General features: G+C 66.9%; 18 protein-coding genes. 12 read left to right on the plus strand and 6 right to left on the minus strand.

Annotation, left to right across the window (positions count from 1 at the left end):
* Positions 1–99 precede the first annotated feature (99 nt).
* The 10 genes from AC1DS0_RS19780 to AC1DS0_RS19825 all read left to right on the plus strand — a co-directional run bounded on the left by AC1DS0_RS19780 (position 100) and on the right by AC1DS0_RS19825 (position 10,865).
* Positions 100–981: a fumarylacetoacetate hydrolase family protein gene (locus AC1DS0_RS19780; protein WP_476815985.1), complete on the plus strand. Its 882-nt coding sequence runs from the start codon at positions 100–102 to the stop codon at positions 979–981.
* A gap of 3 nt (positions 982–984) precedes the next feature.
* The gene (gene hpaH, locus AC1DS0_RS19785) at positions 985–1,788 is read left to right on the plus strand and encodes a 2-oxo-hept-4-ene-1,7-dioate hydratase (RefSeq protein WP_476815986.1); all 804 of its coding nucleotides are present in this window, start codon (positions 985–987) and stop codon (positions 1,786–1,788) included.
* A gap of 164 nt (positions 1,789–1,952) precedes the next feature.
* Positions 1,953–2,990, plus strand: a complete 1,038-nt coding sequence (locus tag AC1DS0_RS19790) for an amino acid ABC transporter substrate-binding protein (protein WP_476815987.1) — start codon at positions 1,953–1,955, stop codon at positions 2,988–2,990.
* 68 nt (positions 2,991–3,058) lie between these two features.
* Entirely contained in the window at positions 3,059–4,243 is a 1,185-nt protein-coding gene (locus tag AC1DS0_RS19795; RefSeq protein ID WP_476815988.1) for an amino acid ABC transporter permease, read from the plus strand.
* On the plus strand, positions 4,240–5,358 hold the full coding sequence (locus AC1DS0_RS19800) for an amino acid ABC transporter permease (protein ID WP_476815989.1): 1,119 nt from the start codon (positions 4,240–4,242) through the stop codon (positions 5,356–5,358). Before AC1DS0_RS19795 ends, AC1DS0_RS19800 begins: the two co-directional genes overlap by 4 nt.
* Before the next feature lie 20 nt (positions 5,359–5,378).
* A complete protein-coding gene (locus AC1DS0_RS19805) occupies positions 5,379–6,116 on the plus strand; it encodes an amino acid ABC transporter ATP-binding protein (RefSeq protein ID WP_476815990.1) in 738 nt (245 codons plus the stop codon).
* Positions 6,117–6,186: 70 nt separating this feature from the next.
* Positions 6,187–7,347 carry a pyridoxal-phosphate-dependent aminotransferase family protein gene (locus AC1DS0_RS19810; RefSeq protein WP_476815991.1) on the plus strand — a complete coding sequence of 387 codons (1,161 nt, stop codon included), beginning with the start codon at positions 6,187–6,189 and terminating at the stop codon, positions 7,345–7,347.
* Between the two features lie 19 nt (positions 7,348–7,366).
* Entirely contained in the window at positions 7,367–7,780 is a 414-nt protein-coding gene (locus AC1DS0_RS19815; RefSeq protein WP_476815992.1) for a hypothetical protein, read from the plus strand.
* A gap of 57 nt (positions 7,781–7,837) precedes the next feature.
* Positions 7,838–8,350, plus strand: a complete 513-nt coding sequence (hpaR, locus tag AC1DS0_RS19820) for a homoprotocatechuate degradation operon regulator HpaR (RefSeq protein WP_476815993.1) — start codon at positions 7,838–7,840, stop codon at positions 8,348–8,350.
* A 163-nt stretch (positions 8,351–8,513) separates the two neighbouring features.
* Positions 8,514–10,865, plus strand: coding sequence for a xanthine dehydrogenase family protein molybdopterin-binding subunit (locus tag AC1DS0_RS19825; protein WP_476815994.1), 2,352 nt, complete (start codon positions 8,514–8,516; stop codon positions 10,863–10,865).
* Between the two features lies 1 nt (position 10,866).
* Here AC1DS0_RS19825 and AC1DS0_RS19830 read toward each other — a convergent pair whose 3' ends face one another.
* The 6 genes from AC1DS0_RS19830 to AC1DS0_RS19855 all read right to left on the minus strand — a co-directional run bounded on the left by AC1DS0_RS19830 (position 10,867) and on the right by AC1DS0_RS19855 (position 16,925).
* Complete coding sequence (locus AC1DS0_RS19830; RefSeq protein ID WP_476816070.1) at positions 10,867–11,898, minus strand: LacI family DNA-binding transcriptional regulator; 1,032 nt, start codon at positions 11,896–11,898, stop codon at positions 10,867–10,869.
* Between the two features lie 136 nt (positions 11,899–12,034).
* Positions 12,035–12,679 carry a ThuA domain-containing protein gene (locus AC1DS0_RS19835; RefSeq protein ID WP_476815995.1) on the minus strand — a complete coding sequence of 215 codons (645 nt, stop codon included), beginning with the start codon at positions 12,677–12,679 and terminating at the stop codon, positions 12,035–12,037.
* An 11-nt stretch (positions 12,680–12,690) separates the two neighbouring features.
* The gene (locus tag AC1DS0_RS19840) at positions 12,691–13,788 is read right to left on the minus strand and encodes a Gfo/Idh/MocA family protein (RefSeq protein ID WP_476815996.1); all 1,098 of its coding nucleotides are present in this window, start codon (positions 13,786–13,788) and stop codon (positions 12,691–12,693) included.
* Positions 13,789–13,813: 25 nt separating this feature from the next.
* Positions 13,814–14,575, minus strand: coding sequence for a carbohydrate ABC transporter permease (locus AC1DS0_RS19845; protein ID WP_476816071.1), 762 nt, complete (start codon positions 14,573–14,575; stop codon positions 13,814–13,816).
* Positions 14,576–14,666: 91 nt separating this feature from the next.
* On the minus strand, positions 14,667–15,557 hold the full coding sequence (locus AC1DS0_RS19850; protein WP_476815997.1) for a carbohydrate ABC transporter permease: 891 nt from the start codon (positions 15,555–15,557) through the stop codon (positions 14,667–14,669).
* A gap of 108 nt (positions 15,558–15,665) precedes the next feature.
* Positions 15,666–16,925, minus strand: a complete 1,260-nt coding sequence (locus AC1DS0_RS19855) for an ABC transporter substrate-binding protein (RefSeq protein ID WP_476815998.1) — start codon at positions 16,923–16,925, stop codon at positions 15,666–15,668.
* A gap of 126 nt (positions 16,926–17,051) precedes the next feature.
* Here AC1DS0_RS19855 and AC1DS0_RS19860 point away from each other — a divergent pair, with 126 nt between their 5' ends.
* Both AC1DS0_RS19860 and AC1DS0_RS19865 read left to right on the plus strand, forming a co-directional pair.
* Positions 17,052–17,831 (plus strand): SDR family NAD(P)-dependent oxidoreductase, encoded by a 780-nt coding sequence (locus AC1DS0_RS19860; RefSeq protein WP_476815999.1) that lies wholly within the window; start codon positions 17,052–17,054, stop codon positions 17,829–17,831.
* 142 nt (positions 17,832–17,973) lie between these two features.
* Complete coding sequence (locus AC1DS0_RS19865) at positions 17,974–18,819, plus strand: helix-turn-helix transcriptional regulator (protein ID WP_476816000.1); 846 nt, start codon at positions 17,974–17,976, stop codon at positions 18,817–18,819.
* Positions 18,820–18,833 lie beyond the last annotated feature (14 nt).

Here is an 18,833-nt window from a genome sequence, read left to right on the forward strand (position 1 = left end):
AGATGATGGAGGCATAACGCTTCCGGGCTCCCGTTCGGCAGGCTCCGAGGGGCTGGGCAGCGCTTGCCCAGCTTCGCCGGCCCATCGTCTTCGTCATTCATGAGGAAGCGATCCTTGACCGCGAAATTCGTTAGTTTTGCCGATGGCGATGGGGGGCGTTACGGCTTTGCCGTCGAGGGAGGCGTCGTTGACCTCTCCGCCCGGTACGGGGCGCAATGGCCGACGCTGCAGCACGTCCTCGCCGACCGGGCGTTCGCGATCCTGGCGGAGAAGGGTGCGGCGCTGGTTCCGGATCTCCCGCTCGAAGGCCTTCGCTTTGAGGTTCCTTCGCTCGCTCCCGAGAAGATCATCTGCGTCGGCGTGAATTTTCCTGACCGCAACGCCGAGTACAAGGACGGGCAGGAGGCTCCGCCTAATCCCTCGCTGTTCCCGCGTTTCCTGCGCTCGTTCACGGCGCATGGGCAGCCGTTGATCCGGCCGCCGGAGAGCGTGCAGCTCGACTATGAAGGCGAGATCGCGATCGTGATCGGCAAGGCAGGGCGCCGCATCGCCGAGCGCGATGCCCTCGATCACATCGCCGCGCTGACCCTGTCGAACGAGGGGACGATCCGCGACTGGGTGCGTCACGCCAAGTTCAACGTCACCCAAGGCAAGAATTTCGATCGGTCCGGCTCGCTCGGCCCCTGGCTGGTACCCTTCACCGGCGAAGCCCAGATCGCCGACATCGCGCTGGAGACGCGGGTCAATGGCGAGGTGCGCCAGAGCGACCGGACCAGCCGCATGATCTTCTCCTTCCGGAAGATCATCAGCTACATCTCGACCTTCACTACGCTCGTCCCCGGCGACATCCTGATCACCGGCACGCCGACCGGCGCCGGCGCCCGTTTCGACCCGCCGATCTGGCTGAAGCCCGGCGACGTCGTCGAGGTCGAGGCCGAAGGGATCGGCCTGTTGCGCAACACCATCGCCGACGAGGCCTGAACGATGCTGTCCTCCGAGCAGATTTCCGCCGCTGCACTCAGCCTCGACGAGGCCGAAAGAACCCGCCGGCAGACCGGGCTTATGTCGCTGCGCTTCCCGCAGATGACGATGGACGACGCCTACGCGATCCAGGGCGCCTGGGTTGAGCGCAAGCGCGCCGCCGGTCGCCGCGTCATCGGCTGGAAGATCGGCCTGACCTCGAAGGCGATGCAGTATGCGCTGAACATCGATACGCCGGATTCCGGTGTGCTGCTTGACGACATGCGCTTCGAGGATGGTTGCCGCATCCCGAAGGATCGCTTCATCCAGCCGCGCATCGAGGCCGAGATCGCCTTCGTCATGAAGGCGGGCCTGGCGGGGCCGGACGTCAGCGTCTTCGACGTGCTGAACGCGACTGACTATGTCGTTCCGGCGCTCGAGATCCTCGATACACGCATCCTGCGCGTCGATCCGCAGACCAGGCAGGCCCGCACCATCGTCGACACCATCTCCGACAACGCCGCCAATGCCGGCATCGTCACCGGCGGACGGGCCATGCGCCCGGACCAGGTCGATCTGCGCTGGGTCGGGGCGATCGTCTCGCGCAATGGCGAGGTCGAGGAGACCGGCCTTGGCGCCGGTGTGCTCAACCACCCGGCGCACGGCATCGCCTGGCTGGCGAACCGGCTCGCGGCCTATAGCGGTCGGATCGAGGCGGGGCAGATCGTGCTCGCCGGCTCCTTCATCCGCCCGGTCGAGGCCCGGCATGGCGACACCATCATCGGCGATTACGGGCCGCTCGGGACGGTGAGCTGCTTCTTCGAATGAGGCGCATGGGCGGCGCTTGCGACAAGGTTTCGAGGCGACGCTGCGTGCTCGCCATCGCGTCCCGCTAGATAATTAACTTGATAATTAACATGTTATGTGTTTTTGGTCGAACAATGGCGGCTGCGTTCCACGCTCGCCTCACGACAGGCACCGGGGAGGGCTGAATGCTTGGATATCTGCGCAACACATGGGCACTGGCCGCAGGCTGCCTGATGCTCGCCGCGACGACGGCCTCCGCTGAAAGCGGCGCGACCCAGAAGGCGATCGCAGGACGCGGCGCCCTCAGCTGCGGCGTCTCCAGCGGCGTCCAGACCGGCATGAGCACGCTCGACAGCAACGCCAAATGGTCCGGCTTCGAGGTCGATTTCTGCCGTGCGGTCGCGGCGGCGACCCTCGGCGATGCTGACAAGATCAAGTTCGTGCCGCTCGAGATCAAGACGGCCTTCGCGACGCTGCAATCGGGCGGCATCGACCTGCTCGCCCGCACCGCGACGCACACCTTCATCCGCGACATCGAGCTCAACGTCGAATGGCCGGGCGTCTATCTCTATGACAGCCAGGGCTTCCTGGCGAAGAAGTCGCTGGGGGTGAAGAGCGCCAAGGAGCTCGAAGGCGCCTCGATCTGCGTCTCGGCCGGCTCGAACTACGAGCTCAACCTCGCCGACTTCTTCCGCAAGAACAGCATGAAGTTCACGCCCGTCGCCGCCAATACCCGCGACCAGAACGAGAAGAACCTCGCCTCGGGTCGATGCGACGTCTACGCCAATGTGCTGAGCGCGCTCGCCGGCGCGGTCTCCAAGCTCGGCAAGCCCGACGACTGGGTCGTGCTGCCGGAGCTGATCTCGATGGAGCCGATCGGCCCGGTCGTGCGCAAGGACGACAGCCGCTTCCGCGACGTCGTCGCCTGGACGCTGAACGCGCTCATCGCCGCCGAGGAGCTCGGTATCACCCAGGCCAATGCCGAGCAGATGAAGGCGAGCTCGACCTCGCCGGAAGTCCAGCGGCTGCTCGGCGCGACCGGTGATTTCGGCGCCAAGCTCGGCCTCGACAACGCCTGGGCCCTCAACGCGATCAAGGCCGTCGGCAACTATGGCGAGATGTTCGAGCGCAATCTCGGCGCCAAGAGCCCGATCAAGCTCGAGCGCGGCCTCAACAATCTCTGGAACAATAAGGGCCTGATGTCCGCGCCGCTGCTGCGCTGAGACACCACAGGCCGAGGCCGGCGACGAGCTGCCGGCCTCCAATTCCCATGCCACTGACGCCAGGACCGATGACCTCTACGCCCGCCGCCACCCTGCCGACCAGACGCTCGCTCTTCGGACGCCGACGCGTGCTGGGCTGGCTCTATCAGGGGCTGCTGGTCGCGGCGCTCGCGGTCCTCGCTTATGTCGCCGTCGGCAACCTGCAGGACAATCTCGCGGCGCGCGGTCTCAAGCTCGGCTTCGATTTCCTCTGGCGGGAAGCCGGCTTCGAGATCGCCTTCCACCTCATTCCCTATACGGCCAGCGACAATTACTGGCGGGTCTTCCTGATCGGCATCACCAACACCTTGCTGGTCACGATCCTGGCGATCCTGTTCTCGACCGTGCTCGGCTTCGGCGTCGGCATCGCCCAGCTCTCCGGCAACTGGGCGATGTCCCGCGCGGCGCGGATCTATGTCGAGATCGTGCGCAACCTGCCGCAGCTCCTGCACATCCTGATCCTCTACAATGTCGCCCTGCGCGCGCTGCCGGCGCCGCGCGCGGCGGTGAACCTTGGTGATGCCGTCTATCTCTCCAATCGCGGCATCCTCGTTCCGGCGCTGACGACCGACCGTCCCGGCCTGCTCGCCGTCGCGATCCTGGCCGCGGTGATCGCGGCGCTCGCGCTCTTTCGTAGCCTGACGGCCTATGCCGAGCGCAGCGGCCGCAGCGTCAATGCCTGGTTGCCTTCGCTCGCGGTCCTCGTGCTGCTGCCGGCGCTGGCCGTCGGCCTGAGCGGCTCCCAGCTCGGGGTCTCGCTGCCCCAGCTCAAGGGCTTCAACTTCGCCGGCGGCTGGGTGCTGGTGCCGGAATTGTCGGCGCTGGTCATCGCCATGGCGATCTACAACGCCGCCTTCATTGGCGAGCTCGTCCGCGCGAGCATCGAATCCGTCAACAAGGGCCAGCGCGAGGCGGCCGCTGCGATCGGCTTCGGCTGGTGGCAGACGCTGCGCTTCATCGTCATCCCACAGGCGACGCGGGTGCTGCTGCCGCCGCTGTCGAACCAGTATCTCAACATCCTCAAGGGCTCCTCGCTCGCGGTTGCGATCGGCTATCCCGACCTCGTCGGCGTCTTCACCGGGATCAGCATCAACCAGACCGGGCGGGCCATCGAGATCGTGACCATGACCATGGCGGTCTATCTCGCGATCAGCCTGCTGATCGGCGCGCTGATCAACCTGTTCAACCACATGACCAGGATCGTCGAGCGGTGACGGACGCAGCCACCCTTCCGGCCGAGCGCGCGCGGCCTGCATCCAGGGGCGCGAATACTCCGCTTGACCGCGCGGTATCCTGGCTGCGCCGGCGCATCTTCGCCTCCTGGCGCGATGCCGCCCTGTCGTTCATCGTGGCGGCGGTGCTCGGGGGCATCGCCTGGGCGATCGTGCCCTGGGCCCTGTTCGACGCGACCTGGTCCGGCGCCAGCCGCGCCGACTGCACCGGCACGGGCGCCTGCTGGGCCTTCGTCACGGCCAAGGCCTCGCAATTCGTCTACGGCTTCTACCCGCCGGCGGAGCGCTGGCGGGCGAACATCGCCTTCGCGCTATTGGTCATCGGCCTGATCTGGCTGATGGTGCCGCGCCTCCCGGCGAAGAGCCATGCCGCGGTCTTCATGGTCGTCGTGCTGCCGGTTGCGACGTTCCTGCTGCTGCATGGCGGCTTCGGCGGCCTTGCCGTCGTCCCGAGCGACCAATGGGGCGGGCTTTTGCTGACGCTGATCCTCGCGGTCTCCGGCATCACCTTCTCGCTGCCCTTCGGTGTGCTCTTCGCGCTCGGGCGGCGCAGCCGCATGCCGCTGATCCGCTGGTTCTGCATCGGCTTCATCGAATTCTGCCGCGGCGTGCCGTTCCTGACCGTGCTGTTCATGGCGATCGTGATGCTGCCCTTCTTCCTGCCCTCCGGCATGAAGCCGGACCCGCTCGCGCTCGCGGTCGTCGGCATCATCTTCTACGAGGCCGCCTATATGGCCGAGGTGGTGCGCGGCGGCCTGCAGGCGCTGCCCAAGGGCCAGTACGAGGCGGCGATGGCGATCGGCTTCGGCTACTGGCGCACCATGCTGCACATCATCCTGCCGCAGGCGGTCCGCAAGGTCGTGCCTGGGGTGGTGAACACCACGATCTCGCTCCTGAAGAACACCACGCTCGTCATGGTGGTCGGGCTGTTCGACCTGCTCAACATCGTCTCGGCCGGCGTCTCGGACCCGCTCTGGGCGGGATCGCAGGCCGAGGGCTACTTCATCGTCGGCCTGGTCTTCTGGCTGATGAGCTTCGGCCTGTCCTGCTACAGCCGCGCCGTCGAGGCAGGTTTCGCGCGCACCGAGCGCTCCTGAACGCACCAGGTCATCACGCCATGGAAACCCCTCTCATCCGGCTCGCCGGCGTCAACAAATGGTACTCGCAATTCCATGTCCTCAGGGACATCGATCTGGATGTGAAGCCGGGCGAGCGCATCGTCGTCTGCGGGCCCTCGGGCTCGGGAAAATCGACGATGATCCGCTGCATCAACGGCTTGGAAGCCTACGAGCAGGGCATGATCACCGTCGCGGGCGAGCATGTCGCGCAGGACGACGACGGGATCGAGGCGATCCGCCAGCGCGTCGGCATGGTCTTCCAGAACTTCAACCTGTTCCCGCATCTGTCGATCCTCGACAATCTGACGCTCGGGCCGATCAAGCTGAAGCGCGCGCCGCGCGCCGCCGCCGAGGCGCACGCCATGGAGCTGCTGGAGCGCGTCCATATCGGACATCAGGCCCGCAAGTTCCCCAACCAGCTCTCCGGCGGCCAGCAGCAGCGCGTCGCGATCGCCCGCGCGCTGGCAATGGAGCCGCAGGTGATGCTGTTCGACGAGCCGACCTCGGCGCTCGACCCGGAGATGGTCAAGGAGGTGCTCGACGTGATGATCGAGCTCGCCGGCACCGGCATGACCATGATCTGCGTCACCCATGAGATGGGCTTTGCCCGCGCCGTGGCTGACCGCGTCGTCTTCATGGCCGACGGCGCGATCGCCGAGATTGGCACGCCCGACAGCTTCTTCTCGGCGCCGCGCACCGAGCGCGCCCGCCAGTTCATCCAGCAGGTTATCCACTGACCGGCGCCATGCCGGCCAAGCCACCTCTGTAAGTCAACTCTGCAAGCCCAGCCTCCCGGAGCTTCTTCCTGTGACGACGTCGCCCATGAGCCCCTATCCCTATCGCCTGCGCCTTCCCGGCCCGATCTCGATTCCCGAGCGCATCCGCCAGGCGACGGCCCGCCCGATCATCAATCATCGCGGCCCCGAGATGCGCGTGGTCCTCGAGGAGATCCAGCGCCTGATCCAGCCGCTGTTCGGCACGACGGCGCCGGTGCTGACCTTCGGCGCCTCCGGCACCGGCGTGATGGAGGCGAGCCTCGTCAACGTGCTCGCTCCCGGCGAGAAGGTGCTGGCGCTGGCGCATGGCCAGTTCGGCGACCGCTACGCCCAGATCGCCCGCGCGCTCGGCGCCGAGGTCGACGTCATCGAAAGCGAATGGGGCTGGGCGCCGGATCCGGCGGTGGTCGCGGCCAAGCTGGAGACTGCGAACTACCGTGCGGTGATCACGGTCCACAATGAGAGCTCGACAGGCGCAGTGACCGACCTTGCGGCGATCGGCGCGCTGCTGCGCGACCGTGAGACGCTGTTCCTGGTCGACTCGGTCAGCGGGCTTGCCGGCATGGAACTGCGGCAGGACGAATGGGGCGTCGACATCATCGTCACCGGCTCGCAGAAGGCGCTGATGTGCCCGCCCGGTCTCGGCTTCGCCAGCGTCAGCGAAAAGGCGCGCAAGGTGATCGAACGCGACGATCGCTGCCCGCGCTTCTATCTCGACATGCGCAAGGCGCTCGCCACCGTCGACAAGCACGAGACCGCCTTCACCTGCCCGGTCTCGCTGCTGTTCGGCATGCAGGAAGCCTTGCGGGCGATCCACGAGGAGGGCCTGGAGCAGGTCTTCACACGCCACAAGCGGCTCTCGGATGCCCTGCGCGCCGGCTGCGTCGCGCTCGGCCTGCCGGCCTTCGGCGATCCCGCTGCGGCGTCGCGCACCGTCGTCGTCGCGGCCGTGCCGGAGCCGCTCACCGGCGGGGCGATCGTCAAGCACATGTACGAGACCTACAACACCGTCGTCGCCGGCGCCCGCAACAAGCTGAGTGGCCGGGTCGTCCGCATCGGCACGATGGGGCAGGTCAGCGAGGCCGACATCCTCACCGACCTGCACTATCTCGAACTCAGCCTGACGGCCCTCGGCCACAAGGTGCCGTCTCCCGGCTGCGGCGTCACGGCCGCCATCGCCTCCCTCCGCTGAAGACCACGGACGCATCGCCATGCCTCACATCTGGGTCGAATATTCCAGCAATCTCGAAGCCAGCGTCGATGTCCCCGTCCTGCTCAAGACGGTGCAGGATGCGTTCATCGGCGACGGGACGGTGTTCCCCTTCGCCGGCGCCCGCACGCGCGGCGTCCCGGTCGCCAACTACCTGATCGTCGACGGCCATCCCGACAACGCCTTCGTGCATGTGCTGCTGCGCATCGCCAAGGGCCGCTCGGAGGAGGACAAGACGGTGGCGGCCGCCCGTGTCTTCGAGGCGGCGAAGGCACTGCTCGCGCCGGTCTCGGCTACCCGCCCGCTCGGCCTGTCCGTGCAGATGGAAGAGGCGGACGACGCGCTGAATTTCAAGACCAGCAATTATCGCGAGTATTTGAAGCGGCGCGGCATTCCGGAGAAGGTGGTAGCCTGAGGCAAGAGCGGCGCGGCCGCGATGCCGGGCTCGCGCCGCTTCGGCTCGGGAGTTTTCATGTCTGGACGAACACAGGGCAATCTCCGACCGATGTCGCACGAGTCCGATTCCGCCGCAGCCCGCGTCCGCATCCGGCATTTCTCGAAATCGCTCCCGATGTCGCTGCTCAGGGCACGCGAGGCGGTGATGCGCCATTTCCGCGCGAGTCTCCGACGCTTCGGCCTCACCGAGCAGCAATGGCGCGTCCTGCGGGCGCTGACCTCGGGCGAGAGCTTCGAGGTGACCGAGCTGGCGGAGGCGACCTTCCTGCTGGCTCCCAGCCTCTCGCGCATCCTCAAGGATCTCGACGAGCGCGGTCTCATCCTGCGCCGGACGTCGAAATCGGACCTGCGGCGCGGCATCGTCTCGATCTCGCCCCAGGGGCTTGTGCTGATCGAGCAGGCGGGCACCGAATCTGAGGTGATCTACCGCGAGATCACCGGGCGCTATGGCGGCGAACGCCTCGCCGAACTGCAAAGCCTGCTCCGGCAGCTGGAAGAGTGCCTGGATGGGCCGGAGATCGCTGGCTGAGCGCCCTTCGGCTCGTCGCGCATGGCGGGGTTGCCTGCCGCGATGGCCGAAGGATTTGACAACCACGCCGCCTTTCATGTGACAATCGGACAGGCAAACCGCTCTGCTCTCTGCAGCGGGATCGCTCGTCGATCGGCCCAACATCCCATCGTGGTGCCTCGTCATGAACATGCGCACAGCTCCAGCTGAGCTCTCCTCGACGCCGTTTGGAATCGGCCAGCCGGTGCCGCGGAACGAGGACCCGATTCTGGTGCGCGGCGAGGGGCGCTATACCGACGACCTTTCGCTGGACGGGCAGCTCTACGCTGCCTTCGTCCGCAGCCCGCATGCACATGGCCTGCTCAACGGCATCGATACGTCGGCCGCGGCGGCGATGAAGGGCGTGGTGGCGGTCTATACGGGGGCCGACCTCGAAGGTCAGGGCTACGGCCCACTGCGATGCCAGATCGACCTGCCCAACCGCGACGGGACGCCGATGCGCAAGCCGGTCCGCATGGCGCTGGCGACCGGCAAGGTTCGCTTCGCCGGCGACCCCGTGGCTGTCGTCGTCGCCCGCACGGCAATTCAGGCGCGCGACGCCGCCGAGGCTGTCGCGCTCGACATCGAGGTCCTGCCCGCCGTCACCTCCGGGGAGGAGGCGCTCGCCCCCGGCGCGCCGCTTCTCTATGACGAGGTGCCGGGCAATCTCGTCCTTGACTATCAGTCCGGGGATGCCGAAAAGGTCGCCGCTGCCTTCGCCGGGGCGGCCCATGTCACCCGGCTGCGGATCGTCAACAATCGCGTCGTGGTCAACCCGATCGAGCCGCGCTCGGCGATCGCGAGCTATGACCGCAAGGCCGGCCGCTACACGCTGCATGCGCCGAGCCAGGGCGTCTTCGGCCTGCGCAACAACCTGGCAGCGGCGATGGGCGTCCCGGCTACGAAGATGCGGCTGGTCACGGGCCATGTCGGCGGCTCTTTCGGCATGAAGGCCTCGGTCTTCCCCGAGCATGTCGCGCTGCTGCACGCGGCGCGCCTGCTGAAGAAGCCGGTGAAATGGACCGACCAGCGCTCGGAGAGCTTCGTCGCCGACCATCACGGCCGCGACATGGTGTTCGAGGCCGAGCTCGCGCTCGATGCGCGCGGCCGCTTCCTGGCGACGCGCTTCACCGGCATCGGCAATATGGGCGGCTATCTCTCGCCGGTCGGGCCGATGATGGCGAGCCTGAACATCGGCAAGAACAGCGTCGGCATGTACCGCACGCCGCTGGTCGAGGTTCTCGCGAAATGCGCCGTGACCAATACCCCGCCGATCGGCGCCTATCGCGGTGCCGGGCGGCCCGAGGGCAATTATTTCATGGAGCGGCTGATCGATACCGCCGCCCGGGAGATGGGGATCGACAGCGCCGAGCTGAGGCGGCGCAACCTGGTCAAGCCGGAGCAGCTGCCCTGGGCGACGCCGATCGGGACGGTCTATGACAGCGGCGATTTCCCGGCTTTGTTCGCGCAGGCGCTCGAAGCCGCCGATTGGAAGGGCTATGCCGCGCGGCAGCGTCGGAGCCGCAAGGCCGGCAAGCTGCGCGGCCGCGGCATCGGCTGCTATCTCGAGGTGACGGCGCCGCCGACCAACGAGATGGGCGGCCTGCACTTCGAGGCCGATGGCAGCGTCACCATCGTCACCGGGACGCTCGATTACGGGCAGGGCCACTGGACGCCCTTCGCCCAGATCCTGTCGAGCCAGCTCGGCGTACCCTTCGACAAGATCCGCCTGTTCCAGGGCGACAGCGACCGCCTGATCGCCGGCGGCGGCACCGGCGGCTCGAAATCGGTGATGGCGAGCGGCTCGGCGATCATCGAGGCAAGCGAACTCGTCATCGAGAAGGGCAAGCTGCTCGCCGCCCATGTGCTGGAGGCCGCCGCCGCCGACATCGAGTTCGCGGCCGGCCAGTTCCGGATCGCGGGAACCGACCGCGCCATCGGCATCATGCAGCTTGCCGAGACCCTGCGGACGGCAGGCCCCCTGCCGGCCGATCTGCCGCAGAGCCTCGACGTCGACCATGTCTTCAAGGCGGCGCCCTCGGCCTATCCCAATGGCTGCCACATCGCTGAGGTCGAGATCGACCCTGAGACCGGCCAGGTCGAGATCGCCAGCTATGTCATGGTCAACGATTTCGGGGTGGTGGTGAACCCGCTGATCGTCGAGGGCCAGCTGCATGGCGGCGTCGTCCAGGGCATCGGCCAGGCGCTCTACGAGATGACCGTCTATGACGAGGCCGGCCAGCTGATGACCGGTTCGTTCATGGACTATGCGCTGCCGCGCGCGGCGGACGTGCCGTTCTTCTCCTTTGCCAGCCGCGGCGTGCCGACCGCGACCAACCGCGTCGGCGCCAAGGGTTGCGGCGAAGCCGGCTGCGCGGGCTCGCTGCCCTCGGTGATGAATGCGGTGGTCGATGCGCTCGCGCCGTATGGCGTGCGCCACCTCGACATGCCGGCGACGCCGCTGGCGATCTGGCGGAGCATCCACGCGCGGAGCTGAGTCAGCTCATATTGTCGCGCAGGAAGATCTCGATGCGGATGCGTTCCTGGTCGAGCAGGATCGGCTCGCCGGTGACTTCCGCCATCAGCAGTCGCGCGGCCGAGCGCGCCTCGTGGCCGGGGTCCTGGTTGATCACCGCCGCGACCGTTCCGGAGAGCAGGCCGCGCCGCGTCGCCTCGGTCAGCTCATGCGCGATGAAGACGAGCGGCCGGGCGGCAGCCTCCAGCGCGGCGAGGATGCCCTCGTTGCCGGCGCCGATATTGTAGAGCCCGATCAGGTCGGGATGCTCCGCGAGGAGCCTGGCCACCGCCGCCTCGTTGCGCTCGCTCTGGTCGCGCCCCTCCAGCACCGGCAGCAGGGTCAGCCCGGGATAGTCGCCGGAAAGCACCTGCTGGAAGCCATAGAGCCGCTCGACATGGTCGCGCAGCGACATCGAGCCGAGGATGACGCCGACCTTGCCGCTGCGGCCACCAAGAAAGCGGCCCATCAGCGAGGCGCTGGTGCGCCCCGCCGCCGGATTGTCGATGCCGACATAGTGGGCGCGGCGGGAGGTCGGGGCGTCCGAGACCAGAGTGACGACGGGAACGCCGCGCGCGACGAGATCGTCGATGGCGGCGCGGACCTTGGGATGGTCGAGCGCCACCGTGGCGACGCCGTGGAAATGGTCGGCGAGGCCGGCAAGCCCGCTCGCCAGCGCCTCAGGATCGAAGACGTCGAGCTGCAGGATGTCGACGAAGGCGTTCTGCGGTTCGAGCCAATCCGAGATCCGGCGCACCTGCTGCATCAGCCCGGCCATGAAGGCGTTGGTGCTGGAAGGCAGGATGAAGGCGAAGCGGAAGGACTGGCCGCGCGCCAGTCGCGCCGCGGCCGGATTGGCCCGGTAGTCGAGCTTGGCGATCGCCCGCCGCACGCTCTCGACGGTCTTGGCGCGGACCCCGTCGCGCTGGTTCACGACCCGGTCGGCCGTGGCGAGCGAGACCCCGGCCTCGCGCGCCACGTCCTCCAGCGTCGCCCGTCTGACCGGGATCCGGATCCGATCCACCGCGTCCTCCACGACCTCTCCTTAAATCTGCGCCCCGGGATCGGCTTCCAGCCTCACCCGCAGCGCAGGCCTTGGCATTGGCGGGTGCCTTAAGTCCAGCCGTTCAGGCGGACTCGGCGCCCGGATATCAACGTGCGGCCCAAAGCAGCCCACGCGTCATGATCGTGCGGATTTCCGGCACATCGAGCTCATAGGCCCGGTGCCCGAGAGAGGAATAGAACACTCGCCCCTTGCCGTAGCGCTTGCGCCAGACCACCGGCATCACCACCCCGTCGATCCAGGGCGCGTGCTCACCGGTGAAGGTCGTGGTCGCCAGCACCTCGTTGGCCGGGTCGATATGCATGTAATACTGCTCCGAGCGGTGCTCGAAGCTGGCGATGCCCTGCATCAGCGGATCGTCGGGCCGGGTGATGTCGACGGTGTAGTCGATGATGCCGCCGGGATGGGCCACCCATTGGCCACCGCACATGAACTGGTAGTCGACCGCGTCGCGGAAGGCGTCGCCCATGCCGCCATGATGGCCGGCGAGGCCGACGCCGCCGGCGACGGCCTCGCACAGGGCGGCGGCCTCCGGCTTCTCGATCTTCGACATCGTGTAGATCGGCACGATCAGCGAATAGTCGCGGATCGCGGGATCGAGGAAGACGGAGGTCGCGGTCTCGACCCGCACGTCGAATCCTTCCGCCTTCAGCCAGCCCCGGATCATCGAGCTGCAGAGGTCGGGGTCGTGGCCGCTCCAGCCGCCCCAGACGATCAGCGCAGTCCTTGTCATGTCGATCCCCATCAATCCAGAGTGCCGGTGGGCAGGCCGGGCGGGAGCATGGCCGGCCGCTCGACCGTGGTTGCAAGCGTGACGCGCCGTCCTTCGTCGGAGGCGGTCTGGAAGGCTTCCATCGCTTCGAGCACATGCAGCGCCAGCGCGCCGCTGGCCCGGTGCGGCCGCCCGGAGATCAGGCCCGCCGCCATGTCGGCGACGCCGATCGAGCGGAATTCACCCTCGCTGTTGCCATGGCTGAGGGCTTGGCCCTGCCAGTCGCCGCCGGCCTTGGCGACCAGGACCTCGCCGCCGAAGCGGTTGGGATCGGGCACGGCGAGGCTGCCGTCCGAGCCGTAGATTTCGATCGGGCTGTGGCGGTGCTTGGGCACATCGAAGCTCATGGTGACCGAGACGACCGCGCCCGAGACGAATTCGAGCACGCCGGTGACATGGGTCGCGACCTCGACCGGGATCAGCGTGCCGTTCATCGGCTGGCTGGTGACGAGGCGCTCGGCCTTGGGCCGCGTCGCGAAGCCGACGACGGAGGCGATCGGTCCGAGCAGGTTGACGAGGTCGGTGATGTAGTAGGGGCCCATGTCGAGCATCGGTCCGCCGCCGCGCAGATAGTAGAAGCCGGGCGCCGGGTGCCAGCGCTCATGGCCGGGGCAGCCGAAGAAGGCGTTGCCGGCGACAGCCTTGCCGATGGCGCCGTCGTCGATCAGCTTGCGGGCAGTCTGGTGGCCGCCGCCGAGGAAGGTGTCGGGGGCCGAGCCGACGCGCAGGCCCTTCTCCTGCGCGAGGTCCATCACCTTGCGGGCCTCGGCGACGTTGACGCCGAGCGGCTTCTCGGAATGGACGTGCTTGCCGGCCCGCAGCGCCGCGAGGCTGACATCGGTATGGGCCAGCGGCACGGTCAGGTTGACGACGATCTCGACATCGTCGCGCTTCAGCAGCTGGTCGACCCGCATCGCCGGCACGCCGAATTCGGCGCCGCGCGCCTCTGCCGGCGCAGTGCGCATGTCGGCGACGGCGCGCAGTTCGATGGTCGAGAACTGCTGCATCGCCGTCATGTATTTCGTCGAGATGTTGCCGCATCCGATGATGCCGACGCCGATCTTTCGCATGGAACGCTCCTTGATAACCGGATGCTCAGCCTTTCACCGCGCCGGCGGTCAGGCCGGCGACGATGTGCTTCTGGGCGAAGAGGAAGAGGATGATGGTGGGCAGGATGGTGAGGGTGATGAAGGCGAGGATCAGGTGCCACTCGGTCGAATATTCGCCCTGGTAGACCATGATGCCGAGCGGCCAGGGGTAGAGGCTGTCGCTGTTCAGCATCACCAGCGGGATCAGATAGGCGTTCCAGCTGTGCACGAAGGTGATGGTGCCGACGGTCGCCAGGATCGGGCGCGACAGCGGCAGCGTCACGTAGCGGAAGAATTTGGGATAGGAGCAGCCGTCGACCAGCGCGGCCTCGAGCAGCTCGGTCGGCAGGTCCTTGAAGAAGCGCCGCAGCAGCAGGATGCTCATTGCCAGCGCGAAGGCGACTTGGGGCAGGACGACGCCGAGATAGCTGTCGAGCAGGCCGAGATCGCGCACCTTTATGAACATCGGCAGGATCGCGGTGGCAGCCGGGAAGAGCAGGCCCATCGTCAGGTAGTTCAGCAGCATGTCGCGGCCGAAGAAGTGCAGATGGGCGAAGACGAAGGCGGCCATGGCGGCGCAGATCAGCGTCAGCACCACGGTCAGCGTGGCGATGACGAAGGAATTGCAGAGAAGCTGCCAATAGCGCTTCGAGAGCAGGATGTCGGCGTAGTTGCTCCACTCCCAGACGCTCGGCAGGCCGAACGGGTTGACGCGCAGTTCGCCCAGCGACTTGAAGCCGCCAAGGACTGTGGCGACGAGCGGCGTCATCACGAACAGGACGATGGCAAGGAGATAGAGCGCCTTGCCGACCGCAGCCGGGCTGAAGCCGTCGTCGCTGAAGGGGGCGGAAGCGGCAGGTTCACTCATCACGCATGATCCAGCGCTTGTAGGTGAAGGCGAACACCACGCAGATCAGGAACAGGATGACACCGACGGCGCTGCCGAAGCCGACGCGCATGCGCGTGATGCCGAAGGTGTAGAGGAAGCTCACCATGGTGTGGGACGAGTCGGAGGGGCCGCCGCGCGTCAGCGGCATCACCAGGTCGAAGAGCTGCAGCGAGCCGACGATGGCGAAGAAGACCGAGAGGCGGATGGTCGGCGCCAGAGAGGGGATGACGACATAGCGCAGGCTCTGCCAGCGGCTGGCGCCGTCGATCCTGGCCGCCTCCAGCATGGAGCGGTCGATGGTCTGCAATGCCGCGATGAACAGCATCATGTGGAAGCCGAAATATTTCCACACGACGACGACGAGGATGGCGGCGAAGGCCGTCTGCGGACTGGCCAGGAGATGCGGCGCCTCTGCCCCGAAGCTTTTGTAGATCGCCGCCAGCAGGCCGTAGTCGCCGTCATAGACGAAGCTGAAGATCAGTCCGGTCGCGATCTCCGCCAGGATATAGGGCAGGAAGAACACCATCCGCAGCGCCACCGCGCCGCGGAAGCGGTCGGCCAGGATGATCGCGAGCGAGAGCGCCAGCGGCAGCTGGATCACCAGCGAGACGACGATGATCAGCAGGTTGTTCTTGAAGGCAGTGCCGAAGGCGCGGTTGTCGAAGACGAAGCGGTAGTTGTCGAGGCCGATCCAGTTGGTCGGCGAGCCGAAGCCGTTCCAGTTGAAGCCGGAATACCAGGCGGCTTCTCCAACCGGCAGCACCACGAACAGCGTGAACAGCAGCAGCGCCGGCGGCAGGAACAGCAGGATGGTCGAGAGCTTGCCGACATCGGCGACTCTGCGTCCGGCGAGCGCAGCCATGATCACCTCGCGATGTGGGCGGGCAGGGGAGGTCGGCCGGCGCGATGGTCCCGCCGCCTGGCGCTTCGATCGATGGGGGACGAGCGATGTCCCCCGACCGGCTGGTCGTCAGTTGCCCTGGCGGAAGGCGTCCTGGATCGCCTTGGCCGCCTGCTTCGGCGTCATCGTGCCGGCGGCGATCTCGGTGGTCGCGTCATTGACGACCCGGCCGACGGAGGGGCCGAGATCCTGGTCGTAGAAGTTCTGGTGATAGGTCGAGTTGGCGATGTTCTGGGCGATGTTGCGCATGAAGGCGCTGCCGAGGCCGGCTTCGGCGCCCTTGTAGACCGGCACGATGAAATTGCCCGCGGCGAGGCGCTTCTGCGGCTCGGCGCTGACGAAGTATTTCAGGAAGGCGACCGCCTCCTTCGGCGCGCCCTTGGTGACGAGCCAGCCATTGATGCCGCCCAGCGTGTCGCTCGGCTGCCCCTTGCCGCCTGGGACGGTCGGGAAGTTGATCCAGGCGAGCTTGTCGTCCGATACGCCGGTCTTGTCGACCGCGAAGACCTTCTGGGTGTGGTAGAAGCTGGAAATGGCGAGCAGCATCGCCGCCTTGCCGTCGCCGAAATGGCCGATGGCCTGTTGGCTCTTGAAGCCGAGGAAACCGTTCTGATAGGGCTGGAGGTCGACGAGCTGCTTGAACAGCTCGCCGGACTTCTGGAAGGTTTCGCCCTCGAAACCGCCATCCTGTTCCTTCAGCGCCGCCTGCATCGCAGCCTTGCCGCCGAGGCGCACGGCCAGATGCGTCCAGTAGAAATGCACCGGCCACTTGTCGGCGCCGCCGACCGCGAGCGGAGTGATGCCGGCTGCCTTGAGCTTTTTCACCGCGTCGAGGAAGTCGTCATAGGTCGCGATCTTGCCGGCATCGACGCTGGCCTTGGCCAGCAGGTCCTTGTTGGCCATGAAACCGACCTGCGAGACGCCGTAGGGCACGCCGTAGATCTTGCCGTCGACCGTGAAGGCGTCGACCGCGCTGGCGGACAGATTGTCCTTGTAGCCCTGCATGGCCGGGGTGATGTCCTCGAGGACGCCGGCCTCGACCTGCGACTTCAGCACGCCGCCGGCCCAGCTGAAGATGATGTGCGGCCGGTCCCTGGACTGCAGCAGCGTCGGCGCCTTGGCCTTGTAGGCCTCGTTCTCGAGATACTGCATCTCGATCTTCACGCCGGGGTTCTTCGCCTCGAACTCGCGGGCCACCTCCTCCCAGATCTTCACTGGAACGGGGTTGGCCTCGATGTGCAGCCATTTGACCGTGGTCTGGGCCAGGGCCGCACTGCCGCTGAGGGCAAGGGCAGCGACGCCGACGAGCAGGCCTTTGAAACGAGCCATGAGGGTCCTCCCGTGTGTCGGCCGCTGGCGGGCCGTTGATGGCTCGAACCGTAACCTCAGAATTTGAGGTGCGCAACTCAAATTCTGATGCTATTCGAATCCGGACGCTGCGGACCATCTGCGGCGATGACGAGGGAGGCGGTCTTGGCGGGTGCGATTTATCCCGATCTTGCGGGCAAGGTGGTGCTGGTCACGGGCGGCGGCTCGGGGATCGGCGAGGCGATCGTTCGCGCCTTCGTCAGGCAGGGCGCGAAGGTCGGCTTTATTGACCTGAAGGAGGCTGAGTCCCGCGCCATCGCGGCGGAGCTCGCTGCCGCCGGTGCGAGCGTTCATTTCGAGCACGCCGATCTGACCGATATCGCCGCGCTGCGCCGGGTGATCGGCGCGGTCCGTGCCGCGATTGGCCCGGTCGATATCCTCATCAACAATGCCGCCCATGACGAGCGTCACGACACGCTCGAGGTCACCCCGGAATACTGGGACGAGCGCATGGCGGTGAACCTGAAGCATCAGTTCTTCGCGGCCCAGGCGGTGCTGCCCGACATGATCGCGCGGAAGGGCGGCGCGATCGTCAATTTCGGCTCGACCTCCTGGATGATCGGCCAGGGCGGGATGCCGGCCTATACGGCGGCGAAATCGGCCGTGCTAGGGCTGACGCGCTCGCTGGCGCGCGATTTCGGCGAGCACAACATCCGCGTCAACGCGATCGCGCCGGGCTGGATCATGACGCAGCGCCAGATAGACCTGTGGCTGACGCCGGAGAGCGAGGCCGAATTGATGCGCCGCCAATGCCTGAAGCGCCGGCTGGTGCCGGAGGACATCGCCCGTGCGACGTTGTTCTTCGCCTCGGAGGAGGCGGGCGCCTGCACCAATCAGCATTATGTCGTCGACGGCGGCTGGGTGTGAGGCCCCGGTGAGCGTTGGGCGTGCGCCACCCGCGACAAAGCGGCCGGTTCGGGCTGCCTTGAAAGACGGCCGGCTGCCGTCCAATATCTCGGCTTCTGGCGGCTGGCCGCCCTGACAACACGATACCGGGTGAGGAAACGGCATGTCGGATGCCCTGCGCATCGCGCACGGAGCTTTCGGCCGGGTGGCGCTGCTCGACATGGATCGCAGCCTCGTCCGGCACGCGCATCCGCATTGCCATGTCCTGCTCAAGGTCGACGGCGATGACACGCAGTTCCTGGTCGGGGACCATGTCGCGCCGCTGACTGACGATCTCGCTGTGCTGGTCAACGCCTGGGAGACGCATGCCTATGTCCATGATCCCTCGCGCAAGAACGCGCTGATCCTGGCGCTCTATATCGAGCCGGACTGGCTGCGCAGCTTCCGGCCGAACTGGGCGGCGAGCGGCTCGCCTGGCTTTTTCGAGCATTCTGCCGGCGAAGTCAGCGCCCATATTCGCCAGACCGCGCTCGATCTCGCCGCGGAGATGGTGCACGAGCCCGGCGCAAGCCGCCGGCAGGAGGAGCTGCTTTCCGAACTGATGATCGCCGTGATCGAGCGCTTCACGCCCTGGCGCTCGATCGGCGCTTCGCTGCGCGAGATCGCGCGTTCGAGCGCGGTCGATTTCAGGGTGCGCCGGGCGATTTCGCTGATGCGCTCCGATCCGGCCGCGCCGCTCTCGATCGAGCGGCTGGCCAGCGAGGCCGGCCTGTCGCGGGCGCATTTCTTCAGGATGTTCGAGACCTCGACCGGCGTGACACCGCATGTCTTCCTCAACGTGCTGAAGGTCGAGCTCGCGGTCGGCGCCATCGTCGACGGCGAGGAGAGTTTCAGCGCGATCGGCGACCGGCTCGGCTTCAGCGCGCCCGCCCACTTCACCCGCTTCTTCCGCGACCATTGCTCGGTGGCGCCGAGCGAGTTCCGCAGCGTGGCGCGTCTCGGCCGCTGAGGCATTTCCTTCGA

The sequence above is a fragment of the Allobosea sp. P4_H5 genome (assembly GCF_056400825.1).

What these genes read in the sequence shown, in the direction of transcription:
- AC1DS0_RS19835 (WP_476815995.1), bottom strand. Translation starts at nt 12,679, where the DNA reads ATGACAAGGACTGCGCTGATCGTCTGGGGCGGCTGGAGCGGCCACGAC.
- AC1DS0_RS19805 (WP_476815990.1), top strand. Translation starts at nt 5,379, where the DNA reads ATGGAAACCCCTCTCATCCGGCTCGCCGGCGTCAACAAATGGTACTCG.
- AC1DS0_RS19850 (WP_476815997.1), bottom strand. Translation starts at nt 15,557, where the DNA reads ATGGCTGCGCTCGCCGGACGCAGAGTCGCCGATGTCGGCAAGCTCTCG.
- AC1DS0_RS19845 (WP_476816071.1), bottom strand. Translation starts at nt 14,575, where the DNA reads ATGACGCCGCTCGTCGCCACAGTCCTTGGCGGCTTCAAGTCGCTGGGC.
- AC1DS0_RS19855 (WP_476815998.1), bottom strand. Translation starts at nt 16,925, where the DNA reads ATGGCTCGTTTCAAAGGCCTGCTCGTCGGCGTCGCTGCCCTTGCCCTC.
- AC1DS0_RS19865 (WP_476816000.1), top strand. Translation starts at nt 17,974, where the DNA reads ATGTCGGATGCCCTGCGCATCGCGCACGGAGCTTTCGGCCGGGTGGCG.
- AC1DS0_RS19795 (WP_476815988.1), top strand. Translation starts at nt 3,059, where the DNA reads ATGACCTCTACGCCCGCCGCCACCCTGCCGACCAGACGCTCGCTCTTC.
- AC1DS0_RS19815 (WP_476815992.1), top strand. Translation starts at nt 7,367, where the DNA reads ATGCCTCACATCTGGGTCGAATATTCCAGCAATCTCGAAGCCAGCGTC.
- hpaH (WP_476815986.1), top strand. Translation starts at nt 985, where the DNA reads ATGCTGTCCTCCGAGCAGATTTCCGCCGCTGCACTCAGCCTCGACGAG.
- AC1DS0_RS19825 (WP_476815994.1), top strand. Translation starts at nt 8,514, where the DNA reads ATGAACATGCGCACAGCTCCAGCTGAGCTCTCCTCGACGCCGTTTGGA.
- AC1DS0_RS19860 (WP_476815999.1), top strand. Translation starts at nt 17,052, where the DNA reads ATGACGAGGGAGGCGGTCTTGGCGGGTGCGATTTATCCCGATCTTGCG.
- hpaR (WP_476815993.1), top strand. Translation starts at nt 7,838, where the DNA reads ATGTCTGGACGAACACAGGGCAATCTCCGACCGATGTCGCACGAGTCC.
- AC1DS0_RS19840 (WP_476815996.1), bottom strand. Translation starts at nt 13,788, where the DNA reads ATGCGAAAGATCGGCGTCGGCATCATCGGATGCGGCAACATCTCGACG.
- AC1DS0_RS19790 (WP_476815987.1), top strand. Translation starts at nt 1,953, where the DNA reads ATGCTTGGATATCTGCGCAACACATGGGCACTGGCCGCAGGCTGCCTG.
- AC1DS0_RS19780 (WP_476815985.1), top strand. Translation starts at nt 100, where the DNA reads ATGAGGAAGCGATCCTTGACCGCGAAATTCGTTAGTTTTGCCGATGGC.